Here is a 22,409-nt window from a genome sequence, read left to right as displayed (position 1 = left end):
CCTAATTTTCAAAAACTACTATTTTAATATTAATAAAAAAAGAACTACGATAAGACTGACGGAACACTAGCTTTGTAAATGCTTTTTGCCAAGTGCAATTATACAACAAAGATAAGGTTTTTATAAATTAGGGTACGCTCCAGCACAAATCAAAAATAGGAGCCCAAGCGAAAACTTTATGCACCGTATCTAAAAGGGTGCATAAAAGTTTTTCGCTACAGCCACCCGCATTTTGATAAATCTAAATGCTAATCCCATCGGGATTTTACGTTCATAGAAATCAAAAAGCCCGCTATCCTTCGACCCCGAAGGGGTCGCATATGTGTTGTGTATCAACTGTTTTCTATAAACGTTTGATGCCGATGGCATCAGCCCAATCAAACAGATGTTTTCATCCTATACAGTTAGCTTTGTACTAGCAAAGCGAAAAACTTTTATGCACCCTTTGGGTGCATAAAAGTTTTTCGCTTATTTACATACTAAAGTAGGCTGTTAATACGTTTTATAAGGGAACATTATGTAATTAATTATGACAAAAGCGTGTTTTCTTGACCTAGCCTCCAAACATTATGATTCTATCGATGCCTTGAATGGGTTAGATAATTTCTATGATTATGAGAAAGAATTTGTAGCCATTTTAAGAAAGATGGGTCAGGACATCCTGTCTGCTAATCTCGGGGAGCTACCCAATGACAAGCGAAAAAAAAACTTTGCAAACTACCCTCGGGACAATAGTAATCAGTAATTCGCATTGCTTTAGTAGCAATGTGAATGGGTTCCGGTACAGCCCGCTGCTGCAGGACTTAATCACGTATGCAGGGCAATTGGATGTTTACGAGCAGGGGAATGACATAGTGAAACGCTTTCTGGGCATAGGGGTCAGCGCTATGCAGGTCAATACGATTACCGACTTTTATGGTGCTTCATGTGGGGACGACTCGGTTCTTTTGAAGCCCAGCCTGCCTACCGTGAAAAGCCAAGAAGTGTTGTATGCTGCCGTTGACGGTTCCATGTTGTTCACAAGGGACGATGGCTGGAAAGAAGTGAAGGTGGCACGCCTGTTCAAGTCATCGGACTGTATCGACCCTAACGGGGATGCAAGCTGGATAAGGCATTCACAGTATTACGGGCATCTGGGGGGGAAGCAAACTGTTCACTGCCAATGTGGATACAATACTGGGCAACTATGAAGTCCCCGACAAGCAATTGGTGTTCCTCTCAGACGGTGCTACATGGATAAGGAACTGGATAGAGGACGCCTATCCGGGTTCAATCGCAATCTTGGATTATTATCATGCACTGGAACATTTGCACCAATTTAAGGAGGCGGCGTTTGGGGATAAGGCGCAAGGTTCGCTATGGGCAGAAAAGCAGGCAGCCTTATTGTTGGAAAGCCAAATAGAAACAGTAATTGGGAATATAAGGATAGCCGCAACAGGAAAAAGCAAGGATGCTGCTGAAAAGCTGATAGCTTACTATGAACCTAATATAAAGCGGATGGATTATAAGAAATATAGAACAATAGGGGCTGGGATAATAGGTTCTGGGGCAGTAGAATCTGCACATAGGACATTGATACAAAACCGGATGAAAAATGCTGGGCAAAGGTGGAGCAAGGAGGGCGGACAGCACATGATTAACCTCAAAGCAATATATCTAAATGAAAATTGGGATACAGTAACTGGATTTACCAAAAATTCCATAAAAGCCGCTTAAATGCGAAAAACTTTTATGCACCCAAGCGAAAACCCCCAGCACTACAAAAAAAGAATTAGCCTAGTTTTACCTTATAAGCTATGACTTAAGGTAAGTGTTTGTTTAAATGGTAGAAGAAATACGATGAAGTAAAATAGGGCAGCGATATATGCAGGGCAAGAAAACATACAATATGAGCAAGACAGGTATCATTTTCCCACATCAATTATTCGACCAAAACATACTCGCCACAACATGCGACACCATTTACTTGGTTGAGGAGTGGTTGTACTTCATGCAATACAATTTTCACAAACAGAAAATTGCTTTTCACAGGGCGAGCATGAAATTTTATGAGCATTACCTCCAATCAAAAAAAGTTACTGTAGTTTATATCGACTCGTTCAGTGATTTGGCTGATGTAAGGAAACTAATCCCATATTTAAAAATACAAGGGGTTACTGCCCTAGAATATATAGACACAACCGATTACTGGCTTGAGCAAAGGATTCATAAAGCCTGCAAGGATAATGGCATTGGGATAAATAAAAACCGCACACCACTATTCCTGAATACCTCAGAAGACAATGCGGTATATTTTTCTGGCAAGAAAAGGATGTTCCAAACCGATTTTTATAAGCACCAGCGGATAAGCAGGAACTTATTGCTGGAAAAACAACAAAGCCCCATTGGGGGGAAATGGAGTTTTGACGATGAGAACCGCTTGAAATACCCTAAAGGTAAAACGCCGCCTAGATGCGATTTTTTAAAGCCCAATATGTTTTATGAAGAGGCAATTGCCTACACGCAGCAATATTTTCCCAACAACTATGGCAAGCTGAATAGCGATTTTGCGTACCCATGCACTTATCCCGAGAGCAAAACTTGGCTGCAAGCTTTTTTTAAGTTAAGGTTTTCCGAGTTTGGTGCTTATGAGGATGCTATCCTTTCAAACGAAAGTGTGCTGCACCACAGTGTTTTAGCACCTATGCTGAATGTAGGCTTATTAACCCCTCAATTTATTGTTGAAGAGGCCTTACTATATGCCAGCCATGAACAAATACCCTTGAATTCTATAGAAGGCTTTATACGGCAAATTATTGGCTGGAGGGAATTTATAAGGGCTTTGTATGAATTGAAAGGCCGGGAAGAGCGGACAAAAAACTACTGGGGGTTTACACGGAAAATACCTGCTTCTTTTTGGGATGGCACTACAGGCATAGCACCGATAGACATAACCATAAAAAAAGTGTTGGACACTGGCTACTGCCACCACATTGAACGGCTGATGGTATTGGGAAACTTTATGTTGCTATGCGAGTTTGACCCCAATGAAGTGTATAGTTGGTTCATGGAAATGTTTATAGATGCTTACGACTGGGTGATGGTACCCAATGTGTATGGCATGAGCCAATTTGCCGATGGCGGGTTGATGTCTACCAAGCCATACATTAGCGGCAGCAATTACTTGATGAAAATGAGCGATTATAAAAAAGGGGAATGGCAAAATGTGTGGGACGGGCTGTTCTGGCGATTTATGCACATGCACAGGGATTTCTTTTTGGAGAACCCTAGGCTAGGGATGCTGGTGATGACTTTTGATAAAATGCCTAGTACGAAACAGCAAGCACATTTGAACAATGCAAAGCAATTCCTTGATTCACTTTAATATGCAAAATAACCCGCTACTTCCATCAACTGCACCACTTCCATCGCTTCCTTCACATCGTGTACTCTTAAAACATTTGCCCCTTGCTGCAAGGCCAGCGTATGCAGAACCGTAGTGCCATTCAGGGCTCTTTCGGCGGTAATGCCAAGGGGCTTGTACACCATCCCTTTTCTAGAAACGCCAACAAGCAAGGGCTTTCCTAGCATGGCAAAGCTAGAGAGGCATTTTAGCAGTTGATAATTATGCTCAATAGTTTTGCCAAAGCCAAAGCCAACGTCTATAATCAAATCTTTTATGCCCGCTTTTGTGCAGGTATCGCTCCGCTCTATAAAAAAATCCAATACTTCGGTTACCACATTGCCATAAACTGGGTTTTGCTGCATCGTTTTTGGGGTCCCTTGTATATGAGTGCAGATGTAGGGGACATTTAGATGGCCAACGGTGGGTATCATGCTGCTATCCATGGTGCCGCCGCTTATATCGTTTACAATAATCGCACCGGCCGCAACAGCTTCCTTGGCTACGGCGGCATAATAAGTATCTATAGAAATATAAGCATGGGGAAAAGCGGCAGACAATTGCGCTATTACAGGCACTACCCTATTGATTTCCGTATCGGCATCAATAGGCTCGCTGCCAGGCCTTGTTGTTTGGCCGCCAATGTCAAGGATAGTTGCGCCTTCCTGCAATAATTGCCCCGCTTTTAAAATTACAGCGTCAATGGTTTGTTGCCTGCTATGGGCATAAAAAGAGTCGGGGGTAACATTGATTATCCCCATCACGATGGGTTTGTTAAATGTTAACAACCTTCCAGCACAGTTTAGTCTAAACATTCTCTCGTTTCTATTATCTTGCAATGCCGTAAAGTTACCCCATTTGAAATTATTGACTATATAAACTGGTGCTGTTGCATGAAAAACACTTTATTGATCATCCGTTGGATAGTTGGCTTGCTTTTTATTTTCTCAGGCTTGGTAAAAATAAACGACCCCCTTGGGCTTAGTTTTAAGATGCAGGAGTTTTTTGAAGTATGGGGCATACCTTTCTTCAATAACTTTTCCCTTGGGCTCTCTATTATGATGAACGTGCTAGAAGTAGGCTGCGGCATTGGCCTGTTGCTGGGTTTCAGGATGAGCCTGATAAGCCGTATTTTGCTAGTACTGATTGTATTCTTTACTTTTCTCACAGGCTACGCTTTGCTAAGCGGCAAAATAAAAACCTGTGGCTGCCTAGGTGATTGCCTGCCATTAACGCCCGCCATGAGTTTTGCCAAAGATTTGGTTTTGCTGGTGCTTATTGTTGTTCTTTTTGTTTATAATAAAGACATTAAACCATATTTCAACCGCTTTGTAACCAATGCCATACTGATGCTTAGCCTAGTGGCTAGTATTTTTGCGCAGGATATTGTGTTGAATTACCTGCCTTTTGTGGATTGCCTACCCTTTAAAGCTGGCAACAACATTGTAGAGCAAATGCAAAAACCCAAGAATTATGTGCCAGACAGCACTGTGATTACCTACCAGTACAAAAAAAATGGCAAGACTATTGAGTTTGACCAAAGCCATTTCCCAGCCGATTTTGACAGTACTTATGAATACATAAACCGCTTTGACAAACTAATAAGGAAAGGCACGGGAGAGGCAAAAATTACAGACTTTGCCCTGCAAACCGCTAGTGGCAACGATACTACACAGGCATTGTTTGCCACGCCAAAGTATGTGCTGATGATTGGCAACACCTTCCCGTCCAATTTTGATAAATGGCTGCTTTCTTTAACGCAGATAAAAAACTATTGCAGTGCCAACCACCTGCCATTTTTCTACGTTACCTCGCAAGGTGAAGATGAAATAAAAAGATTGGAGAAAGAAAACGTTACCGTGCTTCGTTGCGATGTTACCACCGTAAAAACGGCCGCCCGGACTAATAGTACTATTTTCCTGATGAACAATGCGACCATCTTTAAAAAAATAAGTTCACAGGATTTGAATAAAGTGCTGAATGGGCTGGAGATGTTGAAGAGGCTTTAGTCGTAAGTCATAAGTGGTAAGTCTTAAGTAAGGATACATTTAGGTTCTAATGGTTGCCAACCTTTTGAAGGTTGGCAACCATTAGAACCTAAAACTCAGCCAGCACCCCCGTATAATTTGTTGGTGCAATTGCCAATAATTCTTCTTTTATGGCATCGCTTACAGAAAGGTTATTGATAAATTTGTGCATGGATGCCTTGGTAATGGCATTGTTGCCACGGGTAAGGTCTTTCAATGCCTCGTATGGGTTGGGGTAGTTTTCCCTTCTCAAAATTGTTTGTATGGCTTCTGCCACTACTGCCCAGTTATTTTCTAGGTCGGCAGCTATTTTCGCTTCGTTCAGCAATAATTTACCCAACCCTTTTTCCAGGCTTTTAATGGCTAATAGTGTATGTGCCACAGGCACGCCAAGGTTGCGCAGCACGGTGCTGTCTGTCAAGTCTCTTTGCAGGCGGCTAATAGGCAGTTTTGCGGCAAAGTGTTCCAGCAGGGCATTGGCAATGCCAAGGTTGCCTTCTGCATTTTCAAAATCTATTGGGTTTACTTTGTGCGGCATGGCAGAGGAACCAACCTCCCCTGCTTTTGTTTTTTGTTTGAAATAATCCATGCTGATATATGTCCATATATCCCGGCACAAATCTATCAAAATAGTATTGATACGCTTGATGCTGTCGCAATGTGCCGCAAGGTTGTCGTAATGCTCTATTTGCGTGGTGAACTGCATCCTTTCCAAACCTAGGCTATCCACAAATTTATTGCCCAAATTTACCCAATCTTTGTTAGGGAAGGCAATGTGATGCGCATTAAAATTGCCCGTTGCCCCACCAAATTTAGCTGAATAGGGAGTGTAGGAAAATAACCGTACCTGATTGGCAATGCGTTCTGTAAATACCATTATTTCCTTTCCTAGGATAGTAGGCGACGCAGCCTGCCCATGTGTTTTGGCTAGCATGGGTATTGCTTTCCATGCGGTTGCCAATTGCTGTAAGTGCTGCTGTATATTGGCAACGGCAGGCAGGTAGTCCTGCTCCATGCAATGCTTCCAGCTAAGGGGGATGGCAGTATTGTTAATGTCTTGTGAGGTCAAGCCAAAATGCACCCACTCTTTTAGGCTGCCAATGCCAAGCACATCTAGTTTTTCTTTTATAAAATATTCCACGGCCTTTACATCGTGATTGGTAATAGCCTCAATGTCTTTTATTTTTTGGGCATCTTCCAAGTTGATGTTGGCAGCTAAATCTTTTAATTGCTGTTTTACAGCAGTACTAAGCTTAAAAAACTTTTTATCACCCAAAAACAAAAAATATTCTACCTCAACGAATACTCGGTACTTGATTAATGCAAACTCGGAGAAATATTCTCCTAAAAAAGCTACTTGCTTGCGGTAGCGGCCATCGATAGGCGAAATTGCGGTCAGGTTATTCAGTTCCATAATTATCAAAATTTAAGCAATAAAACAGGTAGCCTCACCCTCTCACCAAAAGAAGTATATACATAAATCTCATTGAAGCAAATATTGCCTTATAGCGTGTAAACCTCACCCCACAACCCCTTTTCCAAAGGCGAGTGGGAGCCAAAGGTTGACAAAATGCAAGTGGTTTAATGATAAATTTCACTTGCGCTACCTATTTGAAATACACGAAAAGACCTAAAAAATTGTATGCATACTATTGCTCCAAAACAGGTGCAAAATGACATCGGCTACCTTATAAATTGCGAATGTATTATATTAACACCTGTTGTACCCCTATAAAATGTTTTCTTTGCGGTTTGAAATAATATTGCCACAAAGACTCGAAGACAGAAATAAGCACGAAGGGCTTTGTGCTTTTGTGGCAAAGAAAATAATGTTAGTTTGGAGAAGAAGATAAAAGTTGGGGCAGTAAGTTACCTGAATACAAAACCTTTGCTGCACGGCATTCATAAAAGTGGGCTAATTGATAGCATAGAATTGGTGGAAGCATACCCATCTATAATTGCAGGCTGGCTGGTAGATGGCACGATAGACATAGGGCTGGTGCCTGTGGCTATCATCCCGAAATTGAAAGAATCGCATATAGTTACGGATTATTGCATTGGTGCCGAAGGAGCCGTAGCTACCGTGTGCCTGTTTAGCGAAGTGCCTATTGAGCAGATAGAAACGGTATTGCTCGATTATCAAAGCCGCACTTCTGTAAACCTGCTGAAAGTATTGATGAAGGAGCATTGGAAAAAAGACGTGCTACTGGTAGATGCAAAAGAAGGCTATCAACATCAGATTAAAGGCACTACTGCCGGCGTGGTAATAGGCGACAGGGCGTTTGAGCAAAGATTGATTTCCACTTATGTTTATGATTTGGCCGAGGCTTGGATAAATTTCACAGGTTTGCCCTTTGTATTTGCTGCTTGGATTGCCAATAAAACTTTGCCCGAAAGTTTTATTGAGGAATTTAATAAAGCCAATGCTTTAGGCATTGCGCATATTAATGAAGTAATTGCCGAGCAAAATTATAAACACTATAATTTAAAAACATATTATACACAGAATATCAGCTATGCCCTTACGGCCGAAAAGAGGAAGGGGTTAGCTTTGTTTCTAGAAAAATTGAAGCGGATTTTATAGTGTGCGTTGCTTTTGCTACGATTAGGAAGAAGGCCTTGATTTCATTTCCAAATTCGATTACAAAAAGCAACCCTTAGTGCTTTATGAACATACAATGCTTATCTTGGAATACCTAACCTTACAAAAGGATAGCCCTCCGCTTTCAAATACTTGTTTAACCCAGATTTTGCAGTTGAAATCTATTGCAATACCCAACAACTTCAAAGACATGCACTTGCTTGATTTTTTGACCTCAACATAGTGTACTATGTTTTCAGCCAAAAAATTGACTCAGGTACTTGTCTTTATTGCACTTGAGTCTTTCATAACGAAGTCAACTGCAAAATCTGGGTTTAAAAAGGGTGCATAAAACTTTTTCGCTTTTTTATTGAAAAATCAAGCCAGCCAAACCGCACCCCTCCCGAAAGGCCAGAACAAGTTACCCAAATGAAAAGGTAATAAGCACATGGCAAGGGGATAATATTTGCATATTTTTAATAATATATTTTTTATCTTGCTTTTATTAAAATAGTTTCAGTTTTGCCATTTTTGTGGGATTTTTACGCTGTTTCTTTTTTCAAAAATCGTTACCACGCTTATAAACCATTGATTATCAACAACAAGATCAAATTTAAGTGCTTATTTTGTGCTTATTTTATGCTTGCTTTGTGCGTAATTTATGCTCATTTTGTGCCTGATTTGTGCGTATTTTATAGCCATAAATACAAGACCAAATTTGGGGACTACAACTATCTTAATATTAGTAACAAAAGAACTACGATTAGGATGCCGAGGCACTAGTTTGGTAAGTAGTTTGTATCAAGTGCATTCCTAGCACAAAAATAAGGTTTTTATAGATTGGGGCTTATCAGGACAAAGCGAAAAAGTTTTATGTACCCTTTAAAAATGAAAGTGGTTATGGAAAAGCTATTTTTACAATATTCCATATATGTTTCTATTATGGTAAAATTTCCTTCTAAGTAAGTTTTTTACCACCCAAGGCAGATATTTGTAACCAAAACAATTAGCCTATCACGCCCGTAAACCACATATTAGCTACCCCTATCGAATACCTGAAAGGCGTGGGACCACTGCGTGGCGACCTGCTAAAAAAGGAACTGGGCATCTATACCTTCGAGGATTTGCTGAACCATTTCCCGCATAGGCATATTGACAAAACAAAAATCAACCAAATTGCTGATATACATGGCGACATGGAGTTTGCACAAGTAGTGGGCAAGCTGGTGTATATAGGTTCGGTAGGCGAAAACAGGGCAAGGCGTTTGGTAGGGCAATTGCAAGATAGCAGCGGCGTGCTGGAGCTGGCTTGGTTCCAGGGCATAAACTGGGTTGAGAAAAATTTGGTACAAGGTACTACATACTTAGTATATGGCCGAGTGGGCTTTTTTAATGGCAAGCCCCAGATAGTACACCCCGAGATGGAAGTGTTTGTGCCAGCACAGGCGGGCGCAAAAACGGTGTTGGAACCTGTTTATTCCAGCACCGAGAAACTAAAAGCCCGCAGCCTAAGCGGGCGGCAAATAGCTGGCCTTACCAAACAACTTTTTAGCCAGCTAAAGGAAAAAGACATAGACGAAAACATACCCAGCAACATTTTGCAGCAGTTGCAGCTATTGCCACGATTCCAAGCGTATTACAAAATACACTTCCCTTCCTCGCCCGAAGATTTTGAAGGGGCGTTGCACCGGCTGAAATTTGAGGAATTTTTTGTAGCACAGCTGCGCCTGCAGCTCGTAAGGCTTCAAAGGCATAAAAGCAGTAGGGGATTGGTGTTTGAAAAAGTAGGCAATTACTTCAATACATTTTACAACCATCACTTGCCTTTTCAACTCACCAATGCCCAGAAGCGGGTATTGAAAGAAATAAGGAACGACACCGCCACTGGGCACCAAATGAACCGCTTGCTGCAAGGCGATGTTGGCAGCGGCAAAACTATTGTTGCCCTCTTGAGCATGTTGCTTGCTGCCGACAATGGCTTTCAAAGCTGCATCATGGCACCAACGGAAGTGCTGGCACAGCAACATTACAATGGGCTGAGTGGCTTGCTGGAAGGCATGAGCCTGAAAATAGAACTACTTACAGGCAGCACCAAAACAAAAAAAAGAAAGGAAATACACGCTGCCCTACTGGATGGGTCGCTGCATTTTGTAGTGGGCACACATGCTTTGCTGGAAGACATTGTACAATTTAACAATCTAGGTTTTGTGGTAGTAGATGAGCAACACCGCTTTGGCGTTGCTCAAAGGGCTAAGCTTTGGCAAAAAGCGGCTATACCGCCCCACATTTTGGTAATGACTGCTACGCCAATTCCCCGTACCTTAGCAATGACCGCTTACGGCGACCTAGATTACAGCGTGATGGACGAGCTTCCACCAGGCAGGCAACCCATTGTAACCGTGCACCGTAATGAAAAGGCAAGGGCAAGCGTGATGGAATTTATCCGCACGGAAGTAGCCAAAGGCAGGCAGGCATACATCATTTACCCATTGATTGAAGAAAGCGAGAAAATGAGTTATGAAGACCTGATGCAAGGATACGAACAGGTGAAAAGCTTTTTCCCCGATCCTAAGTATGTTATTAGCATGGTGCATGGGCGGCAAACCCCTGCGGTGAAACAAACAAATATGGATCGCTTTGTAAAAGGCGAAACCAACATTATGGTAAGCACCACTGTTATAGAAGTGGGCGTAAACGTGCCAAACGCCAGCGTGATGGTGATAGAAAGCACCGAAAAATTTGGCTTGTCGCAGCTGCACCAGTTGCGGGGCAGGGTTGGCAGGGGCAGCGAGAAAAGTTTTTGCATCCTTTTAACAGGGGATAAAGTAAGCAGGGAAGGGCGGGAACGTATCAAGATAATGTGTGAGACCAATGATGGTTTTAAAATAGCAGAGAAGGATTTAGAACTGCGTGGCCCCGGCGACATAGAAGGCACCCGGCAAAGCGGAGCATTGAACTTTAAGCTGGTTTCGCTAGTAAATGACAAAGACTTGCTTGAACAGGCAAAAACAGTAGCAGCAGGGATAGTAGAAAAAGACGAAAACCTAAACATGGCTGAAAATTTGCCGTTAAAAAATTTCTTACAAAAACAAAAGGGAAAAACCCGATGGAGCAAAATATCATAATACAATATATTATTTTTCCGCTATCACAATTCTTTAAAAAACAGCAATGGTTATTGTTTGTTGGTTTCTTTTCCTTGCTTGCCCATACGGATATTTTAGCCCAGCAAAACCTGGAATTTGTTGAAAACAAAGGGCAGTGGGACAAAAACATCGCTTTTAAAGGCGAGATGAGCACAGGGGCTTTTGTGCTAAAGCCAGATGGGGGGTACAGGGTAATGCTGTATAGCCAGCAAAGCCTAGACCACATGAACCAACAAATACACCCGTATGAAAACGCTGCACAGGCTAGTACTCTTCGCAATGCGCAAGACCTCACCAAAGCAAGCATAGTAGCACAGGCAAAGCTGCCCATTCCTGCAAATGATATTTCTTTTAGTATGCAAGGCCATGTATATGAAATAAAATTTTTAAATAGCAACCCTCACCCGCAAGCATTACCTGATAAACCACTGGATAGCTATAACAACTACCTAATAGGCACAGACTCAACAAAATGGGCTGGTAATTGCAGGATATTTAATGCGGTTACGTTTAAAAATATTTACCCCAATATAGACATAAGGTACTATACCGACCGGGGCAACCTGAAATATGATTTTATTGTGAACCCCGGCGGCGATGCCAGCAATATAGTAGCCTATATTGACGGGGCAGATGCCCTATCTGTAAGCAAAGGGCAATTAGCAGTGAAAACATCGGTTGGCGAAATAAAAGAAAGCATCCCTTACAGCTATCAGTTCAGCACCAAGACGGGCAAAAAAGAAGTAGAGTGCAGTTATAAGCTAAATGGTAATATCGTGCATTTTGATGTGAAAGATGCCATTGCAAAAGATGCCACGCTGATTATTGACCCACAATTTATTTTCTGTTCCTTTAGTGGCAGCAAGTCCAGCAACTGGGGATATACGGCTACCTACGATGCAGGTGGCAATTTTTATGCAGGTGGCATTGTGTTTGGCGATGGTTTCCCAGTTTCTAACGGGGCATTCCAAACTGGCTATGCAGGTGGCGACGATGGCACTGGCGAAGGAGGCGGTGGTTTTGATATTGGCATCATGAAATTTAATTCTTTTGGCACGAAAAGGATTTATGCAACATATTTGGGTGGGAGCAGGAACGAGTACCCACATAGCATGGTGGTGGATAATGATTTTAATTTGATTGTAGCAGGAAAAACAACATCTGCCAATTTTCCGCTTTACCCGCTTAATATTGGGCATTATGGCCCCCCTAACGGAGATGGTAATTTTGATATATACATTACCAAGCTAAATGCCGCAGGCACAGGCCTGGTTGGGTCCAGGGTAATTGGTGGGTCAGGAAACGATGGGGTAAATATCCGTAACAAATATCCTGTTAGTGGCGACAATTCAGGGGTTATTTCTTTAAGGCTGAACTATGGCGACGATTCGCGAAGCGAGGTAATTATCGATAGTCTTGGAAATATTTATTTGGCATCGTGTACCCAATCAACAGATTTCCTAGTTACACCAAATGCTATACAAACAACGCCTTCACAACCAACAAATGGCAGGTATCAAGATGCTGTGGTTATTAAAACATCGCCAGATTTGCAAAACATTTTGTTCAGCACTTTTTTAGGGGGCAGTGGGGATGATGCTGCCTATGTGTTGGCCATCAACCCCATTAATGGCGAGCTGGCAGTGGCAGGTGGCACGGCAAGCAGGGATTTCCCGGGTAATTATGGGACAGATACGCTTTTTAACAGGTTCCAAGGTGGGGTATGCGATGGCTTTCTAACTATCATGGCCAATGATGGCAGCCGAATATTGCGTTCTGCCTACCTCGGCACGCCAAGTACTGACATGGTATTTGGCGTTCAGTATGACAAGTATGGCTTTCCATACATCATGGGTACTACTTTTGGCAACTGGCGCACCACAGGCAATGTGCAATTTAAGCAGGCAGGGGGCAAGCAGTTTATCGCAAAACTCCAGCCCGATTTAAACGGCTTTATTTATTCTACCACTTTTGGAACAGCAAACAGTTTTGCCCCTAATATTTCGCCAACAGCATTTTTGGTTGACCGCTGCGAGAATGTGTATGTGTCTGGCTGGGGTGGCAAAGGCAATAGCGGATTTGACGGCCAAGGTCCACAATACCCCAGCAGCGGCACTGTCGGGCTTTCTGTAACTAGAAATGCCAGTCAACCAAAAACAGACGGCAGCGATTTTTACTTTTTTGTGCTGGAGCGCAATGCGAACAGCCAATTGTATGGCAGTTTTTTTGGGCAGAACGGAGGTAACTATCCCGACCATGTGGATGGTGGTACCAGCAGGTTTGACAAAGAAGGCGTTATTTACCAGTCGGTATGTGCCAATTGTGGTGGGCCAGTAGGCATATTTCCAACAAGCCCCACTTCTGCCTACCCCAACAATGGCTCCGGTACAGGCTGCAACTTGGCTGCCATTAAAATTGCATTTAATCTGGCTGGCATCGGGGCTGCGGTAAAGTCTTCCATCAAAGGTGTGCCGGGCAAAAAATTTGGCTGCGTGCCATTAACAGTAATTTTTACAGACACGCTGGCAGAAGGCAAAACCTATCAATGGAATTTTGGGGATGGCCCAGGATTTGTATCTACTAACCAGCCTACCATAACCCATACCTATAATGCAGTAGGCAGTTATGTGGCCACTTTAATTTCTAAAGACCCAACTACCTGTAATGCAGCAGACACTTCTCAGGTTACCATTAAAGTAGGCAATAACGAGGCGACGCTTGGGTTTACCGCTGAAAAGTTTAACGATGGAACAGGCTGCAAGTCAACTACTTATGAATTTACTAATACATCCACGGCAGGAACTCCCTTCCAAAGCAATAGCTTTACAGTTTATTATGGCGATGGGAGCCAGGACTTTCTTAGCCCCGGCACGCCTATAAGGCACAAGTACCTTGCACCCGGCACCTACAAGGCAAGCCTTGTGTTAACAGACCAAACCTATTGCAACGCCCCCGATTCTGTAGGAGTTATTGTAAGGATTGCAGACAAACTGCAAGCCATTATACAAGCTGATTCTATTGGTTGTGCGCCTTTTGATGCCGTTTTTACAAATGCTTCCAAAGGGGGTGAAACGTTCACTTGGGACTTTGGGGATAAGTCGCCTCAATACACAGGTTCTGATTTAACGGTAACACATCATTTTGCCACCGCAGGTACTTTTGTTATACAGCTATTCGCTTTTGACAATTCTACATGTAATAAAACAGACACTTTTAAATTCACGCTTATCACCAAGCCAAAGCCTTTTGCTAGTTTTTCATATTCGCCAAATCCACCTAAATCAAACGAGCCAGTAACATTTACCAACGAATCCACTGGGGCTATTAAATATGAGTGGACATTTGATGATGGCGACACGCTGATTACTACTAAATACAGCGACCCGCCCCCGCATTTGTTTAATGCGTCTAGGTATTATAGGATTACGCTTACTGCATTTAACGATGGTGGTTGCTTTGCTGACACGGTACAAACCCTAAGGGCTATTGTAAAACCATTGGTAGATGTGGCAAACGCTATTGCTCCGAGCAGTACAGGCAACAACCGCATCGTGCAGGTGCGTGGTTTTGGGATAGAAAAAATGCACTGGAAAATATATAACCGCTGGGGGCAATTGATATTTGAAACATCGAATAAAACGGCTGTTTGGGATGGCAGGTTCAAAGGCCAAATACAGGCACCGGACGTATATAGTTATACATTGGAAATAACCTATAGTGATGGCACTACTTATAGCAAAACAGGCGATATAACCTTAATAAAATAAATGAAAACCATACTGTATATATTTTTATTGCTGGTTGCAGGCTGTGGCAGTGCTACTGCCCAGGATTTGCATTTCTCGCAATATTTCAACAACCCATTGTTGGTGAACCCAGCAAATGCTGGTTTTAATCCCGACTACGACTACCGGGTTGGGGGCAGCTACCGCAACCAATGGGCAAATTTAATTGCCAACCCTTACAAAACCATGACCCTGTGGGGAGATGCGCAACTATTTACCGAACGTATTGCCGATGGTTGGGTAGGCATTGGCGGTGCTTTGTACAAGGACCAAGCTGGGTCTGCTAGCCTTACAAGCCTAAAAGGCTATGGGGCAATCGCTTATCATCAAATGATAGCAGATGCAAGCTTGCTAAGCCTAGGGTTTAGTGGTGGTATCGTAAACAAAAGGATAGACAATACAAAGTTGGTTTTTGACGGGCAATGGTCTGATATTGGCCAGGGTTTTGGCAATAGTGGCGGGGAAACATTGGCGACTAATAATGTAAACTATTTTGATTTGAACGTGGGGCTAAATTACGCATGGTTTATTTCCGATATAGCCTATTTGAATATTGGTGTTAGTGCCTTGCACATCAACCAGCCTTCTGAGAAATTTTTCTCTGCCAATGTAGAAGACCAGAAAGTGCCGCCACGCTATACGGTGTTTGTAAACGGCAACTATAAAATAAACGACCTATGGATATTGAATCCTAATATGTATATCAGCAAGTCTGCTGGCTCCAGCGAGTTAGTACTAGGCATGAATGCCAATAGGGATTTAAGTGGCGATGGTACACAACAATTGATATTAGGCTTGTATTATAGAAATAAAGACGCCATAGTGCCGATGCTAGGCTACCAAGTAAACGACCTGAAAATGACCATTAATTACGATGTTACCACTTCTGCCCTTGGCAACTACAATGGCAGGCAAGGTGGGTATGAAATTTCTATTGTAAAGAGCGGCGTATATACCAAGTCGCACAGGGACATGAAATGTACATCAGTGAAGTTTTAAACCACTGTAACAACTCAGACCTCATTTATTCAGCATCCACAAGGCATAGTTCAGTACCCCAGCAAAGCTTACCCAAAGCATGTAAGGTATCAATAACCAAGCGGCCAGCTTGCTTTGCCTGTTGAAAAAGCCGATAGTAATATTTACTAATACCCACAGCACAGCAATGTCAACCAATGCCCAACCAATAGCATGGGCTGTAAAGAAAACAAATGACCAGCTAAGGTTTACAGCTAATTGCACAAAGAAGATAGCAATAGCACTGCTTTTTGCGGCATCGTCGGCAGGGTCTTTCCACACCAAATAAAAACTATAGCCCATCAACAGGTAGAGGAATGTCCAAACAGGGGCAAATACCGCATTCGGGGGATTGAAAAATGGCTTTTGCAAACCAATATACCAACTGTTTATTTGCGTGGCCGTGCAAATGCCTGCAATAGCACCCGTGCCTACCGTAAGTGCAAGCGACAGGGCTAACTTTATTTTATCTGGCTTTTTCATATTTCTTTCTGTAGGCAATTAACCAACCAACCACTTCATTGTAACTATTAATGCCGCCCCTTTGCTGGTTGGCTTTTAAATATTGGTCATACACATTTTTGATAACAGGCTCGAGGTTGTTTTGTTTTCCCAAAATATATTCCCGGTAAATTTTCCTGTCCCTTTTCACCAACGGGCTTAGGGATTTATAATTGAGCAAGGCTGGCCAAAAATCCCTTTCAAGCAACTCGCCATTGGCAGTAGTAAACAATTCATACAAACCAGAATATTTTAATAGCAGGTTATCCGAGTGCATACATGCCAGATACCCTACAAAATTGGCCTCGCTCTCGCTGGCATAGCCAAGCTGGTGAGCCATCTCGTGGCAGGTAACAAAGGGCATCACAAAGCCTGGCATATCCCTGTTTACCTGTGCCTCGCCGCTGAAAGGGTCGTAATAACCAGAGTACCCCGCATAGCTAATCAACCAGCTTAGCAAAGATTGCTTTACTGATAAATGCTTGTATTGTAGGAACTGGAATTGAGGTGCTAGCTTTTGGTAGCCACTATAGGCCTGGGCAAACAAAGCATCCCCTTTGGGGTATATATAATTGCTATCGCCAAGGGCAGCCCTTGTTTCGTTTAGTTGTTCTGCAAGGTCGCAAGCCAAATCTTTTAGTTCCTCATCGGTATAACTTGTTTTATCTAATTTTAATTGAGAAGCAATGCCCAAGCGGGTATAATTTAGCCCCCATAATACATTGAACACGATATATACCCATAAGCAGGTTTTCAATAATTTTTTTGCATGCATCCCTAGCAATGCCCAGCTATATTGCTTTTTAACAAGCATCCAAATAACTTTGCCCACATAAAAAATTAGCAATAGCCAAAGAAAAGAGTACATAACATCCCCAATGCTAAAAGGCAGCCAGCCAAACAATACCCTTTGCAAATAAGCTATATATGTATAAAAACCAGTTGAATAAACATTTTCTATGAAGTGAGGATAGTGGGAAACAGCTTTCAAAAGCACAATTAAAAGGGCAGGAACAGCCCATTCCAATGCAATTGACCACAAAAAATAATTGTTTTTTTTATTTTGCCCCATACAGAAGTGTAAATATCCAGTAATTTAGCTAAATTTTAAAATTACCTTTTGCCGTTCGGATATAGAACATTACCTTTGCCCACCAAAAAAAACGGACATGAGCAACCGTAGAGAGTTTGAAATAGCGTTTGTGGGTTTAAGGCCCGGTGTTCATGATTTTGAATACAAGATAGATAATAAGTTCTTTGCAGCCTATGGCGAACAAGATTTTATTGACTGTGAGGCAATCGTTAAACTACAATTGGACAAGAAAAATGGTTTCCTCCAATTGAAATTTGACATTGATGGGAATGCAGCGGTGGTTTGCGATAGGTGCAGCAACCCGCTTGACAAGCAATTGTGGGAGGAGTTCAACATCATTGTAAAAATGGTAGATGACCCCGATACCATGAACCAGCAGGAGGAAGATCCTGATATTTATTATATCAGCAGGAGCGAAAGCCACCTGAAAATTGCTGACTGGATATATGAATTTGTTTCGCTATCCATCCCGTTGCAAAAAATGTGCAGCGATGAAGAAATAGGCGGGGGGCAGTGTAACAAGGAAGTGCTTGCCAAGTTGAAACAAATGGAGGAAGAAGTAAACAAACTGGCCAACCCTTTGTGGAAAGGGCTGGAAAAGTTTAAGGATTTATAACAAGGTTTTTATTTAAATAACGATAACAATTTTTTTGATTTTATAAATTAAGCATTATGCCGAATCCCAAACGCAGGCACTCACAACAAAGGAGCGCTAAAAGAAGGACACACTATGTAGCACAAGAAGTTACATTGAGCAAAGACACCACTACTGGCGAATTGCATACACGCCACCGTGCGCATGTAAGCGAAGGCAAATTATTCTACAAAGGCAAATTGGTTTCTGAAAAAGCACCGTTGAAAGCGTAACCTTTTTAGTTTTAATTACTTAGTTTCCGCACATGAACATTGGTATTGACATGATGGGAGGAGATTTTGCACCGCTAGAAGCAGTGAAAGGTATCCACTTGTACTTAAAAGCCAATGCAGCTCCGGTAAATATATATTGCATAGGTGATGAAATAGTGATACGCCCCCTGCTGGAGGAGTATGGTATTTCTTCGCCTCATTTGCATTTTGTACATGCCTCTGAAACAATTGGCTACCACGATCACCCTACCAAGGCTTTTAAAGAAAAGCAACAAAGCTCTATTGTTATTGGCTTCAAGCTATTGGCAACTGGGCAGATAGATGCTTTTATTAGTGCTGGCAACACGGGTGCTATGCTGGTTGGTGCCATGTTCACCATCAAAGTGCTGCCAGGGGTACTTCGCCCAGTAGTTAGCGGTGTGCTGCCCAAAATAAATGGCGGCGATGGCGTGCTGCTAGATGCAGGCCTGAATGCTGACTGCAAGCCAGAACACCTGAACCAGTTTGCCATACTAGGCAGCTTGTATTCACACTATATATTCAATGTTGCCACCCCCACGGTTGGCTTGATTAATATTGGCGAAGAAGAAGGCAAGGGCAATATCCTTTCCCAAGCCACATACCCATTGCTAAAAGAAAACACCTCTATCAATTTCATTGGCAACTTAGAAGGCCGAGACTTTTTCAGCGACAAGGCCGACGTGATGGTGTGCGATGGCTTTACAGGTAATATCGTACTAAAACTAGCCGAGACCTTTTACGACCTCGCCGAGCTAAAAGGAATTCATAAAGACAGCTACATGCAACGCTTCCACTATGAAAACTATGGTGGTTCACCCGTTATTGGCGTGGCAAAACCAGTGGTGATAGGTCATGGCATAAGCACAGCAAAGGCTTTCAACAATATGTTTGGCCTTGCCATTAAAATGGTTGAGACTGATTTGTGTGGGAAGATAAAGGAAAGGTTTAGTTCTATTGCGGAATCACAAGCGTAAGACTATTATTTTTTGGCAGAGGGGCACGAAAACATAAAGAAAAGAGTTTTTACTTTATCGCTAGCTTCCTTACATGACTATGGAAGCTAGAAAAGCAAGCAATTAACTATGTCACCTCTCTTTTTATTTTTTGCCTATGTGTACTATGTGCCTATGTGGTGAAAAATAACAATGTAGCTAGCTATTCCATATTTTCCAGTTCTCTTCTGCCTGTATCACCAGCATTTCATATCCATTCTCGGTTGCTGCACCTTGTTCTTTGCCCAGACGCAAGAATTTGGTTTCTGCGGGGTTATATACCAAGTCAAACAAATAATGTTTATCGGTTAATAAGGTATAAGGTATAGCTGCGGCATCGTCTATTTTCGGGAAAGTGCCTAAGGGTGTTGTATTGATAATTACGGTATAGTCCTCCATTACTTCGGGTGTTAACTCGCTGTAGGTAAGATTGTCAGCTCCTTTCTTTCGGGAAACAAACTGGTAAACAATGCCTAGTTTTTTCAATACAAATTCAACGGCCGCCGCTGCGCCGCCACTGCCCAAAATTAATGCTTTCCTGTGGTGTGCCTGTAGCTTTTTAATAAACGATTGTTCAAACCCCACCACGTCTGTGTTGAAACCAGATAGTTTGCCATCTTTTATCCGCACGCAATTAGAAGCCCCCATTTGCTGCACATCGGTAGTTGCTTCGTTCAAGAAAGCAAGCACATTTTTTTTGTGGGGTATGGTAATGGCAAAGCCATGCAAGTTTGTATGCGTTGCCACTATATGGTGTAGGCTATCAATATCTTCAATAGAAAATGAATTAAACAAAGCATCGGTAATTCCTTCCCTGATAAATTTATCAGTAAAATACCTTTCAGAAAAAGAATGCGTTAACGGGAAACCGATAATGGCAAACAGCCGCTTGCTTTCATCAATTGTATTGTTAACCATATTTGCTGGATTAATAAATGCAAAAAAATATTGTTGCTTATTGTTATGAGGAATTGCTACTTACACCCACGACGGGTTCCGCCCACCACGGGTTTTCACCCGTGGCTACTGTTGTTTAACCCTTTCAGGGTTTTTAGCAAGTACAACTTTGGGCAGTTATTTCTACGACATACAAATCAAAACGTACAACGTATAACTTAAAACGTACAACTTCCCTACTCACTTCGTAAGGAAAAGATGGAAGGAATCACCCCTAAGTCCCAAGCGCATGGTTTCTAAAGGTACCACCTCGTTGGGAGCAATATTGCCGAGGTTTACATTGCAGCCTATCAGTTCCAAAAAGTAGAGTTGCTGTGCTTTCTGAGGGGCTTCCCACAGGATTTTTTCTTCTGGTATCTGTGTAAGTATTTCCTGTACTAAACCTTCCCTTACCTCGCCGCTGCCACGGTATATGCCCACGTTGCCCGCTTCCCTTGCCTCGGCAATTACATAAGACGAACCTGCTTCCAGTTCAGCACGCATAAGTTCTATCCACTTGTAAGGAGGTATAATGTGGGCAGCATCCTTGCTCCCAACCTCGCTTAATACAGTAAAATGCTGGGTCAATTTTTCAATGTACCCACATTTTTCGGCATGGGGTATGTTGATAGAGCCATCGCTTACTTCCACATGCGTGATACCATAGTCTTTACAAATGGCAATAAAATCGGCAAATTGATTGCGAATCAAAAATGCCTCGAACAATGTGCCGCCAAAATAAATAGGCACATCGTAGCTTTGGTATGCCTGAATTTTCTCGCGTAGGTTGGGCGTAACGAAGGCCGTGCCAAAACCCAGTTTTATAATATCTGCATGTGGCCCACCAACGCTCATGAAATCGTGCACTTCCCTTAGGCTAAGCCCCTTGTCCATCACCATGGTTATGCCATTAGCCCGTGGCTGCTCGGTGCGGAAAGGTATTTGAGATAAATTGAAATTCATATATGCCGTAATTTGTAAAGACGGGCAAAAATAAGGATAACTACCTTTCTTATTAGGCGTAATAAAGGCAGTTGGTAATTTTAACAGGAGTGGCTATATATTTTACATTTATCCCCATCCCAGTATATTTGCAGCGAATCAAGAATAGAGTATGCAGCAATTGTTTACATCGGAAAGCATTATCAGTTTTTTTGTATTGGTTATTTTAGAAATTGTACTGGGTATAGACAATGTAATATTTGTTTCCATTATCATCAACCGCCTTCCTAAACTATCCCATGCAAAAGCTCGGCTGGCATGGATGGTTACTGGCATTATCATGCGTGTTTTGTTGCTGATGGGGCTTACTTGGCTTTTAAAGCAAAAAGGAAAACCTGTACTAACCGTTTTTGATAAGGGGTTCGATATTGCCAGCCTTGTAATGCTGGCAGGTGGGCTTTTCCTAATTTATAAAACCGTGGTAGAAATCCATGAAAAAATAGAAGGCGGGGACGAACACGATGAAAATAACAACAAAAAACCGCTTTCTTTTAGCAATGCAGTAGTGCAGATAATGCTGATAGACATGGTTTTTAGTTTCGATAGCATTATTACCGCAGGCGGCACTGCCCAGCATATTGAAGTAATGGTAGCCGCTGTAGTGGTGGCCATGATAGCCATGTTTTTGTTTAGTCCTGCCATTGCAGGGTTTATACACAAGCACCCAACTATCAAGATGCTGGCTATGTCTTTCCTTGTAATGATTGGACTTACCTTATTGGTTGAAGGATGGGATCATGAAACGGCAGAGCAGATGCACTTGAAAAATTATGTGTATTTCGCCATGGCCTTCTCATTCCTTGTAGAACTATTGAATATGAAACTTCGCAAGAAAGCCGCTATTAGAAATGAAACAACTACACACCATACAGACACATAGTTCAAAAATGTAAAAAAGAGAAAACATAGGTATTTGTTTATTTACAACCCTACTTTAGAAGTAATTGTAAGTGTAGCAATAGCCATATTTTCTTCTTTTTCCTTTGTGCAACTTCGAGCCTTCTGGTCTTTGTGGGAAAAAACAGCCCGTATATTCTATTTAATTTTGCACTCCCTACA

At 42.2% G+C, this 22,409-nt stretch carries 19 protein-coding genes; 13 read left to right on the top strand and 6 right to left on the bottom strand.

Translation table 11 applies throughout. From position 1 onward, the window contains the following. Nucleotides 1-529 precede the first annotated feature (529 nt). The 4 genes from ACHFIY_RS06000 (at nt 530) to ACHFIY_RS05985 (ending at nt 3,364) form a co-directional block, all read left to right on the top strand. On the top strand, nt 530-745 hold the full coding sequence (locus ACHFIY_RS06000) for a hypothetical protein (protein WP_410845158.1): 216 nt from the start codon (nt 530-532) through the stop codon (nt 743-745). After that, nucleotides 711-1,190, top strand: coding sequence for a hypothetical protein (locus ACHFIY_RS05995; RefSeq protein ID WP_410845157.1), 480 nt, complete (start codon nt 711-713; stop codon nt 1,188-1,190). Before ACHFIY_RS06000 ends, ACHFIY_RS05995 begins: the two co-directional genes overlap by 35 nt. After that, nucleotides 1,165-1,716, top strand: a complete 552-nt coding sequence (locus ACHFIY_RS05990; RefSeq protein ID WP_410845156.1) for a UPF0236 family transposase-like protein — start codon at nt 1,165-1,167, stop codon at nt 1,714-1,716. Before ACHFIY_RS05995 ends, ACHFIY_RS05990 begins: the two co-directional genes overlap by 26 nt. Before the next feature lie 148 nt (nt 1,717-1,864). Beyond that, nucleotides 1,865-3,364, top strand: a complete 1,500-nt coding sequence (locus ACHFIY_RS05985) for a cryptochrome/photolyase family protein (protein ID WP_410845155.1) — start codon at nt 1,865-1,867, stop codon at nt 3,362-3,364. Here ACHFIY_RS05985 and folP read toward each other — a convergent pair. Further along, entirely contained in the window at nt 3,361-4,143 is a 783-nt protein-coding gene (gene folP, locus ACHFIY_RS05980) for a dihydropteroate synthase (RefSeq protein WP_410845211.1), read from the bottom strand. The two genes, ACHFIY_RS05985 and folP, sit on opposite strands and share 4 nt — an antisense overlap. A 132-nt stretch (nt 4,144-4,275) precedes the next feature. Here folP and ACHFIY_RS05975 point away from each other — a divergent pair, with 132 nt between their 5' ends. Beyond that, a complete protein-coding gene (locus ACHFIY_RS05975) occupies nt 4,276-5,391 on the top strand; it encodes a BT_3928 family protein (RefSeq protein WP_410845154.1) in 1,116 nt (371 codons plus the stop codon). A gap of 88 nt (nt 5,392-5,479) precedes the next feature. On the opposite strand, the gene purB is transcribed toward ACHFIY_RS05975, so the two are convergent. Beyond that, on the bottom strand, nt 5,480-6,823 hold the full coding sequence (gene purB / locus ACHFIY_RS05970; protein ID WP_410845153.1) for an adenylosuccinate lyase: 1,344 nt from the start codon (nt 6,821-6,823) through the stop codon (nt 5,480-5,482). Between the two features lie 423 nt (nt 6,824-7,246). Here purB and ACHFIY_RS05965 point away from each other — a divergent pair, with 423 nt between their 5' ends. From ACHFIY_RS05965 to ACHFIY_RS05950, 4 genes are all read left to right on the top strand, one after another. Then, a complete protein-coding gene (locus tag ACHFIY_RS05965; protein WP_410845152.1) occupies nt 7,247-7,993 on the top strand; it encodes a menaquinone biosynthetic enzyme MqnA/MqnD family protein in 747 nt (248 codons plus the stop codon). 1,010 nt (nt 7,994-9,003) lie between these two features. Continuing rightward, entirely contained in the window at nt 9,004-11,115 is a 2,112-nt protein-coding gene (recG, locus tag ACHFIY_RS05960) for an ATP-dependent DNA helicase RecG (protein WP_410845210.1), read from the top strand. Beyond that, nucleotides 11,097-14,903: a DUF7948 domain-containing protein gene (locus ACHFIY_RS05955; protein WP_410845151.1), complete on the top strand. Its 3,807-nt coding sequence runs from the start codon at nt 11,097-11,099 to the stop codon at nt 14,901-14,903. Before recG ends, ACHFIY_RS05955 begins: the two co-directional genes overlap by 19 nt. Next, entirely contained in the window at nt 14,904-15,920 is a 1,017-nt protein-coding gene (locus ACHFIY_RS05950) for a PorP/SprF family type IX secretion system membrane protein (protein WP_410845150.1), read from the top strand. Nucleotides 15,921-15,941: 21 nt separating this feature from the next. On the opposite strand, the gene ACHFIY_RS05945 is transcribed toward ACHFIY_RS05950, so the two are convergent. Continuing rightward, the gene (locus ACHFIY_RS05945; RefSeq protein ID WP_410845149.1) at nt 15,942-16,421 is read right to left on the bottom strand and encodes a TspO/MBR family protein; all 480 of its coding nucleotides are present in this window, start codon (nt 16,419-16,421) and stop codon (nt 15,942-15,944) included. Further along, on the bottom strand, nt 16,405-17,511 hold the full coding sequence (locus ACHFIY_RS05940) for a DUF3810 domain-containing protein (RefSeq protein ID WP_410845148.1): 1,107 nt from the start codon (nt 17,509-17,511) through the stop codon (nt 16,405-16,407). The genes ACHFIY_RS05945 and ACHFIY_RS05940 overlap by 17 nt, the downstream gene beginning before the upstream one ends. 97 nt (nt 17,512-17,608) lie before the next feature. Here ACHFIY_RS05940 and ACHFIY_RS05935 point away from each other — a divergent pair, with 97 nt between their 5' ends. From ACHFIY_RS05935 to plsX, 3 genes are read left to right on the top strand one after another with little or no spacing between them, the layout of a single operon-like run. Next, the gene (locus ACHFIY_RS05935; RefSeq protein WP_410845147.1) at nt 17,609-18,148 is read left to right on the top strand and encodes a YceD family protein; all 540 of its coding nucleotides are present in this window, start codon (nt 17,609-17,611) and stop codon (nt 18,146-18,148) included. Nucleotides 18,149-18,204: 56 nt separating this feature from the next. Beyond that, nucleotides 18,205-18,399 carry a 50S ribosomal protein L32 gene (rpmF, locus tag ACHFIY_RS05930; protein WP_410845146.1) on the top strand — a complete coding sequence of 65 codons (195 nt, stop codon included), beginning with the start codon at nt 18,205-18,207 and terminating at the stop codon, nt 18,397-18,399. Between the two features lie 32 nt (nt 18,400-18,431). After that, nucleotides 18,432-19,394: a phosphate acyltransferase PlsX gene (plsX, locus tag ACHFIY_RS05925; protein WP_410845145.1), complete on the top strand. Its 963-nt coding sequence runs from the start codon at nt 18,432-18,434 to the stop codon at nt 19,392-19,394. 177 nt (nt 19,395-19,571) lie between these two features. On the opposite strand, the gene ACHFIY_RS05920 is transcribed toward plsX, so the two are convergent. Both ACHFIY_RS05920 and ACHFIY_RS05915 read right to left on the bottom strand, forming a co-directional pair. Further along, nucleotides 19,572-20,330 (bottom strand): shikimate dehydrogenase family protein, encoded by a 759-nt coding sequence (locus tag ACHFIY_RS05920; protein WP_410845144.1) that lies wholly within the window; start codon nt 20,328-20,330, stop codon nt 19,572-19,574. Nucleotides 20,331-20,549: 219 nt separating this feature from the next. Then, nucleotides 20,550-21,311 carry a phosphosulfolactate synthase gene (locus tag ACHFIY_RS05915; RefSeq protein ID WP_410845143.1) on the bottom strand — a complete coding sequence of 254 codons (762 nt, stop codon included), beginning with the start codon at nt 21,309-21,311 and terminating at the stop codon, nt 20,550-20,552. Between the two features lie 151 nt (nt 21,312-21,462). Between ACHFIY_RS05915 and ACHFIY_RS05910 the strand changes: the two genes are divergently transcribed. Next, nucleotides 21,463-22,230: a TerC family protein gene (locus ACHFIY_RS05910; protein WP_410845142.1), complete on the top strand. Its 768-nt coding sequence runs from the start codon at nt 21,463-21,465 to the stop codon at nt 22,228-22,230. Nucleotides 22,231-22,409 lie beyond the last annotated feature (179 nt).

It is taken from the genome of Parasediminibacterium schistidii (assembly GCF_046546515.1).
GTDB lineage: Bacteria > Bacteroidota > Bacteroidia > Chitinophagales > Chitinophagaceae > Parasediminibacterium.
The sequence above is the reverse complement of the archived record's forward strand: the minus strand, read 5'-3'. Positions and strand labels throughout refer to the sequence as shown.

Coding starts and splice junctions, on each gene's coding strand:
- plsX (WP_410845145.1), top strand. CDS start 18,432: ATGAACATTGGTATTGACATGATGGGAGGAGATTTTGCACCGCTAGAA.
- ACHFIY_RS06000 (WP_410845158.1), top strand. CDS start 530: ATGACAAAAGCGTGTTTTCTTGACCTAGCCTCCAAACATTATGATTCT.
- ACHFIY_RS05940 (WP_410845148.1), bottom strand. CDS start 17,511: ATGGGGCAAAATAAAAAAAACAATTATTTTTTGTGGTCAATTGCATTG.
- ACHFIY_RS05950 (WP_410845150.1), top strand. CDS start 14,904: ATGAAAACCATACTGTATATATTTTTATTGCTGGTTGCAGGCTGTGGC.
- ACHFIY_RS05985 (WP_410845155.1), top strand. CDS start 1,865: ATGCAGGGCAAGAAAACATACAATATGAGCAAGACAGGTATCATTTTC.
- ACHFIY_RS05945 (WP_410845149.1), bottom strand. CDS start 16,421: ATGAAAAAGCCAGATAAAATAAAGTTAGCCCTGTCGCTTGCACTTACG.
- ACHFIY_RS05915 (WP_410845143.1), bottom strand. CDS start 21,311: ATGAATTTCAATTTATCTCAAATACCTTTCCGCACCGAGCAGCCACGG.
- ACHFIY_RS05920 (WP_410845144.1), bottom strand. CDS start 20,330: ATGGTTAACAATACAATTGATGAAAGCAAGCGGCTGTTTGCCATTATC.
- ACHFIY_RS05935 (WP_410845147.1), top strand. CDS start 17,609: ATGAGCAACCGTAGAGAGTTTGAAATAGCGTTTGTGGGTTTAAGGCCC.
- ACHFIY_RS05910 (WP_410845142.1), top strand. CDS start 21,463: ATGCAGCAATTGTTTACATCGGAAAGCATTATCAGTTTTTTTGTATTG.
- purB (WP_410845153.1), bottom strand. CDS start 6,823: ATGGAACTGAATAACCTGACCGCAATTTCGCCTATCGATGGCCGCTAC.
- ACHFIY_RS05975 (WP_410845154.1), top strand. CDS start 4,276: ATGAAAAACACTTTATTGATCATCCGTTGGATAGTTGGCTTGCTTTTT.
- ACHFIY_RS05955 (WP_410845151.1), top strand. CDS start 11,097: ATGGAGCAAAATATCATAATACAATATATTATTTTTCCGCTATCACAA.
- rpmF (WP_410845146.1), top strand. CDS start 18,205: ATGCCGAATCCCAAACGCAGGCACTCACAACAAAGGAGCGCTAAAAGA.
- folP (WP_410845211.1), bottom strand. CDS start 4,143: ATGGGGATAATCAATGTTACCCCCGACTCTTTTTATGCCCATAGCAGG.